Origin of the sequence: Pseudomonas sp. CM27, from assembly GCF_013179515.1 — a bacterium.
GTDB lineage: Bacteria > Pseudomonadota > Gammaproteobacteria > Pseudomonadales > Pseudomonadaceae > Aquipseudomonas.
This window is the reverse complement of the sequence record NZ_JABMCN010000277.1, coordinates 1-7,498: the sequence shown is the minus strand read 5'-3', so window position 1 is coordinate 7,498 and position 7,498 is coordinate 1. Positions and strand designations below refer to the sequence as shown.

Genomic DNA, 7,498 nt, shown 5'->3' with positions numbered 1-7,498 from the left:
ATACTGCATGCAGGAGCCTCGTGTTGGCCGTATCGGTCGGGGGTGCAGAGTGTAGCGCCGTTCGGCGCCTAATGGCCAAAAATGACTTGGGGCCGCTTCGCGCCCCATCGCCGGCAAGCCAGCTCCAACAGGTCCGGCACAAGCTTCAAGAGCTGCGCAGTACCTGTAGGAGCTGGCTTGCCGGCGATGGGCTGCGAAGCAGCCCCAATCAATCCGGACTTGAACCGCTTACTTGCGCTTCATGGACAGGAAGAACTCGTCGTTGGTCTTGGTCTGCTTGAGCTTGTCGACCAGGAACTCGATGGCGGCGATTTCGTCCATCGGGTGCAGCAGCTTGCGCAGGATCCACATGCGCTGCAGTTCGTCGTCGGCGGTCAGCAGCTCTTCGCGGCGGGTGCCCGAGCGGTTGATGTTGATGGCCGGGAACACGCGCTTCTCAGCGATGCGGCGATCCAGCGGCAGCTCCATGTTGCCGGTACCCTTGAACTCTTCGTAGATCACTTCGTCCATTTTCGAGCCGGTTTCGACCAGCGCGGTGGCGATGATGGTCAGCGAACCGCCCTCTTCGATGTTACGCGCAGCACCGAAGAAGCGCTTTGGCTTTTCCAGGGCGTGGGCGTCGACACCACCGGTCAGCACCTTGCCCGAGCTCGGGATCACGGTGTTGTAGGCACGCGCCAGACGGGTGATGGAGTCCAGCAGGATGACCACATCCTTCTTGTGCTCGACCAGGCGCTTGGCCTTCTCGATCACCATCTCGGCAACCTGCACGTGGCGGGTCGGCGGCTCGTCGAAGGTAGAGGCAACCACTTCGCCGCGCACGGTGCGCTGCATTTCGGTCACTTCTTCCGGGCGCTCGTCGATCAGCAGGACGATCAGGTGGCACTCGGGGTTGTTGCGGGTGATGTTGGCCGCGATGTTTTGCAGCATGATCGTCTTGCCCGCCTTCGGCGGAGCCACGATCAGGCCACGCTGGCCTTTGCCGATCGGGGCGCACAGGTCGATGACGCGGCCGGTCAAGTCTTCGGTGGAGCCGTTACCGGCTTCCATCTTCAGGCGCTTGTTCGGGAACAACGGCGTCAGGTTTTCGAACAGGATCTTGTTCTTCGCGTTTTCCGGGCGGTCGAAGTTGATGGTATCGACCTTCAGCAGAGCGAAGTAACGCTCCCCTTCCTTCGGTGGGCGGATCTTGCCGACGATGGTGTCGCCGGTACGCAGGTTGAAGCGACGGATCTGGCTGGGCGAGACGTAGATATCGTCCGGGCCGGCCAGGTAGGACGCATCGGCCGAACGCAGGAAACCGAAACCATCCTGGAGAATCTCCAGCACGCCGTCACCCGAGATCTCTTCGCCGCTTTTCGCGTGCTTTTTAAGCAGGGCGAAAATCACGTCCTGTTTGCGCGAACGGGCCATGTTTTCGATGCCCATCTGTTCGGCCATTTCCAAAAGATCGGTAATCGGCTTTTGCTTGAGTTCAGTCAGGTTCATAAGGGGAGTGACGTAATCATGTAAGAAGGGAGGATTAAGCTCTGGCTTAATGAGGCCGCGCCGCTAGATGGCGACAAGATCGCGTACTGATTCGAATTGGGATGCTTCGGCGACGGCATGTAGAGGGCACTGGAGAAGCAGTGCGAGGCCGAATGTAACACTTGCTTTTTTCTGCGTCTAGTGGTTTTGGCCGGGTAAATTATGCCCTGTGGAAGCGGGTTTACCCGTGAAGGCGGCGCGGGGCTCAACATCGAATTCGCAAGCAAACCCGCTGCCACAACCCCTGCAGGCAAAAAAAACCCCGCATCGGCGGGGTTTTTCACATCACAGGTGGGCGTCGAGGAACGCGGCGAGCTGCGATTTCGACAGTGCGCCAACCTTGGTCGCTTCGACGTTGCCGTTCTTGAACAGCATCAGCGTCGGGATACCACGCACGCCGTGCTTGGCCGGGGTTTCCTGGTTGTCGTCGATGTTCAGCTTGGCTACGGTCAGTTTGCCCTCGTAGGTGGAGGCGATGTCGTCCAGAACCGGCGCGATCATCTTGCATGGGCCGCACCATTCAGCCCAGTAGTCGACCAGCACCGGGCCTTGAGCCTGCAGGACTTCGGCTTCGAAGGTAGCGTCGGTGACGTGTTTGATCAAATCGCTGCTCATGGATATCTCCAGGGTCGTAAGCAAAAAAACGTGGCCCATCATAGCTGCACCCACGCCCTACAGGAAGTCGCGGACGATTGAGTGTAACTATAGTTGCGCAAGACGCCGCGAATCGAAACTGTCACACAAGTGTCATAGCATCGAATGGCACATTGCCTTGCATCAAGCCTTGCCGTGTCACGCGTTGGCGTCAGCCTGCTATCGTGGCACGATTGCCGGGTTAACGACCGAGAACAACCAGATCATGCCGCATACCATCGCGAAGAACCTGTCCCTGATCGCCGCCATCGACCTTGGCTCCAACAGTTTCCACATGGTCGTGGCCAAGGCCCACCATACCGAAATCCGCATTCTCGAGCGGCTCGGCGAGAAGGTTCAGCTGGCCGCCGGCATCGACGAAGAGCGCATGCTCAGCGAAGAAGCCATGGAACGAGGCCTGGACTGCCTCAAGCGCTTCTCCCAGCTGATCAACGGAATGCCGGCAGGCTCCGTGCGCATCGTCGGTACCAACGCCCTGCGCGAAGCGCGCAATCGCAACGAATTCATCCAGCGCGCCGAAGCCATCCTCGGCCACCCGGTGGAGGTCATCTCCGGCCGTGAAGAGGCGCGCCTGATCTACCTGGGTGTCTCGCACACCCTGGCCGACACCGCCGGCAAGCGCCTGGTGGCCGACATCGGTGGCGGCAGCACCGAGTTCATCATCGGCCAGCGCTTCGAGCCGCTGCTGCGCGAAAGCCTGCAGATGGGCTGTGTGAGTTTCACCCAGCGGTACTTCCGCGACGGCAAGATCACCCCGGCCCGCTACGCCCAGGCCTACACCGCCGCGCGCCTGGAACTGATGAGCATCGAGAACGCGCTGCACCGCCTGACCTGGGACGAGGCCATCGGCTCGTCCGGGACCATCCGCGCCATTGGTGCCGCCATCAAGGCTGGCGGGCTGGGCAATGGCGAGGTCAACGCCGAGGGCCTGGCCTGGGTCAAACGCAAGATGTTCAAGCTGGGCGAGGTCGACAAGATCGACTTCGATGGCGTCAAACCCGACCGCCGGACCATCTTCCCGGCCGGGATGGCGATTCTCGAAGCCATCTTCGATGCGCTGGAGCTACAGCGCATGGACCACTGTGACGGTGCCCTGCGCGAAGGCGTACTGTTCGACCTGCTGGGCCGCCATCACCACGAAGATGTGCGCGAACGCACGCTCAACTCGCTGATGGAGCGCTACCACGTAGATCACGGCCAGGCCGCGCGGGTCGAGCGCAAGGCGCTGCATGCCTTCGACCAAGTGGCCGAAGCATGGGGACTGAAAGGCGGGAACTGGCGCGATCTGCTGGGCTGGGCGGCTAAAGTGCACGAAATAGGCCTGGACATCGCCCACTACCATTACCACAAGCACGGCGCCTACCTGATTGAGCACTCGGACCTGGCGGGCTTTTCCCGCGAGGACCAACAGATGATGGCCCTGCTGGTACGCGGCCATCGGCGCAATATCCCCAAGGACAAGTTCGCCGACCTGGGCGAGGAAGGCGTCAAGCTGTTGCGCCTGTGCGTGCTGCTGCGCTTCGCCATCCTGTTCCACCACATCCGTGGTACTCAGCAAATGCCGAAGGTAGAGCTCAACGCGGCCGATAACAGCCTCGTCGTGGTGTTCCCGGCTGGCTGGCTGGAGCAGAACCAGCTGACCCAGGCCGACTTCGCCAACGAGGCGGAGTGGCTGGCCCGGGTCGGCTTCGTCCTCAGCGTACGTTGAGGACCGGGTTGCTCAGGCGCTCCAGCAGGGTCGCCTGGGCACTGCGCGGGTTCTGGTTGCCGGTCGGGGTGCTGCGCACGTAGCGCCCGTCTGGCTGCAGGGTCCAGGCATGGGTGTTGTCGGTCAGGTAGCTTTCCAGCTCCTTCTTCACCCGCAGCAACAGCTTCTTGCCTTCTACCGGGAAGCAGGTCTCGACACGTTTGTCGAGGTTGCGCTCCATCCAGTCGGCACTGGACAGGTAAATCTGCTCTTCGCCGCCATTGAGGAAGTAGAACACCCGCGTGTGCTCCAGGAAGCGACCGATGATCGAGCGCACCTGGATGTTGTGCGAAACCCCCGGAATACCTGGGCGCAGGCAGCACATGCCACGCACCACCAGGTCGATCTTCACGCCCGACTGGCTGGCCTTGTACAGCGCCTTGATGACCTTGGCATCGGTCAGCGAGTTGAACTTGGCGATGATGTGCGCCGGCTTGCCTTCGAGGGCGAACTGGGTTTCCCGCGCGATCATGTCGAGCATGCCCTTCTTCAGGGTGAACGGCGCGTGCAGCAGCTTTTTCATGCGCAGGGTCTTGCCCATGCCGATCAGCTGGCTGAACAGCTTGCCAACGTCCTCGGTCAGGGCGTCGTCAGAGGTCAGCAGGCTGTAGTCGGTGTACAGGCGGGCGTTACCCGCGTGGTAGTTGCCGGTACCCAGATGCGCATAACGCACGATCTCGCCATGCTCGCGGCGCAAAATCAGCATCATCTTGGCGTGGGTCTTGAAGCCGACCACGCCATAGATCACTACCGCACCGGCCGCTTGCAAGCGGCTGGCCATCTGCAGGTTGGACTCTTCGTCGAAGCGCGCACGCAGCTCGATCACCGCAGTGACTTCCTTGCCGTTACGGGCCGCATCCACCAGCGCGTCGACGATTTCCGAGTTGGCCCCCGAGCGGTACAGCGTCTGGCGCACAGCCAGCACGTGTGGGTCCTTGGCGGCCTGGCGCAGCAGGTCGACCACCGGGGTGAAAGACTCGAACGGGTGCATCAGCAGGATGTCCTGCTTGCTGATCACGCTGAAGATGTTGTCGGCATTCACCAGCAGTTTGGGGATTGCCGGGGTGAACGGGGTGTATTGCAGCTCCGGGTGGCTGTCCAGGCCGGTGATGCTGAACAGACGGGTCAGGTTGACCGGGCCGTTGACCTGGTACAGCTCGCTTTCGCTGAGGCTGAACTGCTTGAGCAGGTAATCTGACAGGTGTTTCGGGCAGGTGTCGGCCACTTCCAGGCGCACGGCGTCGCCATAGCGGCGCGAGAACAGCTCACCGCGCAGGGCGCGGGCCAGGTCGTCGACTTCTTCGGAGTCCAGCGCCAGGTCGGCGTTACGGGTCAGGCGGAACTGGTAGCAGCCCTTCACCTTCATGCCCTGGAACAGGTCGTCGGCGTGCGCGTGGATCATCGACGACAGGAACACGTAGTTGGCACCTGGCCCGCCGACCTCTTCCGGCACACGGATAACCCGCGGCAGCAGGCGCGGCGCCGGGATGATCGCCAGGCCCGAGTCACGCCCGAAGGCGTCCACGCCCTCGAGCTCGACGATGAAGTTGAGGCTCTTGTTCACCAGCAACGGAAACGGGTGAGTCGGGTCGAGGCCGATCGGGGTGATGATCGGCGCGATTTCGTCGCGGAAATAGCGGCGCACCCAAGTCTTGAGCTTGGGTGTCCAGTAGCGGCGGCGGATGAAGCGAATCTGGTGCTTTTCCAGCTCCGGCAGCAGCACGTCGTTGAGGATCGCGTACTGGCGGTCGACTTCGAAGTGCACCAGCTCGCTGATGCGGGCCAATGCCTGGTGCGGCTGCAGGCCGTCGGCACCGGCCTGTTCACGGGCAAAATTGATCTGCTTCTTCAGGCCGGCGACGCGGATCTCGAAGAACTCGTCGAGGTTGCTGGAGAAGATCAGCAGGAACTTGAGGCGCTCGAGCAGCGGGTAATTCTCGTCCAGTGCCTGCTCCAGCACACGGATGTTGAACTGCAACTGCGAAAGCTCGCGATGAATGTACAGGCTGCTGTCGTCCAGGCCAGGCACGGCGATTGCCGGTGCAGGGGCGGGCGTGGGGGCGGCAGGCTCGGCCACCGGCTCTGCCACTGGCTCGGGCTCGGGCGCCGGCGGCAGGTCTGGCGGGGTCTGCAGCATCTCTTCGGGGAGCTCTTGAGCATCCTTGATCGCGACAGGGGTTAGCACTTCATTATTCATCTGGCGTTCCTGAGGACGTTAATGCCCTATCATCAATTGAGCGGCAAGATAAGCGACCATTATGACGCCTGCATTACACAGCAGGGCAAGCGATGACGCGTAGCATCTGGCATTGTCCGTGTAGGAAATGTTCACGTCGAGACACATTTGGACACTTTCACGAATGCGCGCGAAGGGGTAGGCTGCGCGTTCATTTCGCCAGCACCTCAGAAAATGCTTCAACAATTCCTGCAGGATTTCGGCTACTTCGCCCTTTTTCTAGGCACCTTCTTTGAAGGCGAGACCATCCTGGTGCTTGCGGGTTTCCTTGCGTTCCGCGGTTACATGGACATCAAGCTGGTATGCCTGGTGGCGTTTCTGGGCAGCTACGCCGGTGACCAGTTGTGGTATTTCATGGGCCGTCGCCACGGGCGGCGGATTCTGGCGCGCAAACCGCGCTGGCAGGCAATGGGTGCCCGAGCGCTGGACCATATCCGCCGCCACCCCGACATCTGGGTGCTGAGTTTCCGCTTCGTCTATGGCCTGCGCACGGTCATGCCGGTGGCCATTGGCCTGTCGGGCTATCCGCCACGCCGCTACCTGCTGCTGAACGGGATTGGCGCGGCCATCTGGGCAATCGCCCTGGGCGCGGCTGCCTACCACTTCGGCGCCATCCTCGAAGGCCTGCTGGGCAACGTGAAGCGCTACGAGCTATGGGTGCTTGGCGGCTTGTTGATGCTGGGCGTTTTGCTGTGGCTGCGCCGGCGCTTCCGCACCCTGCGCGCCGAGCGCAAGGCGGCGAGCGAAGCCCAGGCCCCAGAGGCTGAGCAAGCTGTAAAGCACGAGCAGGACCCAGGCCAGCGGCGCGACCACCGCTAAGCCCAGTGCGCCGGTACGTTGCCGAACAGACCGCCTCAAAGAATGAACACCCCAGCGTAATTGCGATCCAAGTAAGCAGGATTTTGCGCAGGACTGTCCGCAGGCCCGGTTATGCCTATGGCGCCATCTGCCAAACTAGAGGACATTTAGCGCCTCGACACTGGAGCAATGAGCATGACAAAAAAAGTAGCGGTGATTCTTTCCGGCTGTGGCGTGTATGACGGCGCCGAAATCCACGAAAGCGTGATCACCCTGCTGCGCCTCGACCAGCGCGGTGCGCAGGTGCAGTGCTTCGCGCCGGACATCGCGCAGATGCATGTCATCAACCACCTGACCGGCGAAGAGATGCCCGAGTCGCGCAATGTGCTGGTGGAATCGGCGCGGATTGCCCGCGGCGAGGTAAAGGACATTCGCGAGGCGAAGGCCGAAGACTTCGATGCGCTGATTGTACCGGGCGGTTTCGGGGCGGCGAAAAACCTCTCCAATTTTGCCGTGGAGGGCACCAACTGCAGCGT

General features: G+C 61.6%; 6 protein-coding genes. 3 read left to right on the top strand and 3 right to left on the bottom strand.

All coding sequences use genetic code 11. The features are described 5' to 3' along the window. Positions 1-228: 228 nt before the first annotated feature. Complete coding sequence (gene rho, locus HP547_RS25320) at positions 229-1,488, bottom strand: transcription termination factor Rho (RefSeq protein WP_003253661.1); 1,260 nt, start codon at positions 1,486-1,488, stop codon at positions 229-231. A 324-nt stretch (positions 1,489-1,812) separates the two neighbouring features. Then, positions 1,813-2,142, bottom strand: a complete 330-nt coding sequence (gene trxA, locus HP547_RS25315) for a thioredoxin TrxA (RefSeq protein WP_009684153.1) — start codon at positions 2,140-2,142, stop codon at positions 1,813-1,815. 244 nt (positions 2,143-2,386) lie between these two features. Here trxA and ppx point away from each other — a divergent pair, with 244 nt between their 5' ends. Further along, positions 2,387-3,889 (top strand): exopolyphosphatase, encoded by a 1,503-nt coding sequence (ppx, locus tag HP547_RS25310; RefSeq protein ID WP_172219268.1) that lies wholly within the window; start codon positions 2,387-2,389, stop codon positions 3,887-3,889. Here ppx and ppk1 read toward each other — a convergent pair. Beyond that, positions 3,876-6,125: a polyphosphate kinase 1 gene (gene ppk1 / locus HP547_RS25305; RefSeq protein WP_172219270.1), complete on the bottom strand. Its 2,250-nt coding sequence runs from the start codon at positions 6,123-6,125 to the stop codon at positions 3,876-3,878. The genes ppx and ppk1 overlap by 14 nt on opposite strands. A 213-nt stretch (positions 6,126-6,338) precedes the next feature. On the opposite strand from ppk1, the gene HP547_RS25300 reads away from it, so the two are divergent. After that, a complete protein-coding gene (locus tag HP547_RS25300) occupies positions 6,339-6,983 on the top strand; it encodes a DedA family protein (RefSeq protein ID WP_172288123.1) in 645 nt (214 codons plus the stop codon). A 174-nt stretch (positions 6,984-7,157) separates the two neighbouring features. Further along, positions 7,158-7,498, top strand: a 341-nt coding sequence (elbB, locus tag HP547_RS25295) for an isoprenoid biosynthesis glyoxalase ElbB (RefSeq protein ID WP_172288121.1), incomplete at its 3' end; no start/stop codon positions are given.

Excerpts from the sequence above, each read along its gene's own strand:
- trxA (WP_009684153.1), bottom strand. The coding sequence starts at position 2,142 with ATGAGCAGCGATTTGATCAAACACGTCACCGACGCTACCTTCGAAGCC.
- ppk1 (WP_172219270.1), bottom strand. The coding sequence starts at position 6,125 with ATGAATAATGAAGTGCTAACCCCTGTCGCGATCAAGGATGCTCAAGAG.
- HP547_RS25300 (WP_172288123.1), top strand. The coding sequence starts at position 6,339 with ATGCTTCAACAATTCCTGCAGGATTTCGGCTACTTCGCCCTTTTTCTA.
- ppx (WP_172219268.1), top strand. The coding sequence starts at position 2,387 with ATGCCGCATACCATCGCGAAGAACCTGTCCCTGATCGCCGCCATCGAC.
- rho (WP_003253661.1), bottom strand. The coding sequence starts at position 1,488 with ATGAACCTGACTGAACTCAAGCAAAAGCCGATTACCGATCTTTTGGAA.